This window comes from Mesorhizobium sp. M7A.F.Ca.CA.004.04.2.1, assembly GCF_004022825.1.
Classification (GTDB): Bacteria; Pseudomonadota; Alphaproteobacteria; order Rhizobiales; family Rhizobiaceae; genus Mesorhizobium.
Window position 1 is genome coordinate 1 of record NZ_RZPH01001757.1, and the last position, 494, is coordinate 494.

General features: G+C 67.0%; 1 protein-coding gene. It reads left to right on the plus strand.

What is annotated here, in order from left to right:
• Positions 1-494, plus strand: a 494-nt coding sequence (locus EN893_RS37420; protein WP_281062555.1) for a histidine kinase dimerization/phospho-acceptor domain-containing protein, incomplete at both ends; no start/stop codon positions are given.

Consider the following 494-nt stretch of genomic DNA (forward strand, 5'->3'; position numbering starts at 1 on the left):
GCCCTGGCATGAGGACGCGCCGCTGGCGATGCCTTTTCTCTACGTCGCCGGCATGTGGATGGCGGTGCTGTCCTCGATCGCCTTCACCGCCATATATGCCTTCCGGGTGGCCGCCGAAGCCCGGCTTCTGGCCAATGCGCTCGCTGCAACGGAGCTGGTGCTGCAGCGCGAGCAGCACCTTTCGGCACTCGACGGGCTGGCCGCCGCGGCCGCGCATGAGCTCGGCACGCCGCTCGCCACCATCGCGCTTGTCGCCAAGGAGATGGAAAAGGCGCTCGGCAAGGATGCGAAATATGGGGAAGACGTAACGCTGTTGCGTTCGCAGAGCGAGCGCTGCCGCGAGATTCTCAAGCGGCTGACCAGCCTGTCCTCCGAGGGCGAGGCGCATCTTTCTCGGCTGCCATTGACCTCGCTGGTCGAGGAGGTCACCGCGCCGCACCGGGACTTCGGCATCTCGATCAAGCTTCGGCCCGGCGAACGCATCGGCCCCGCGC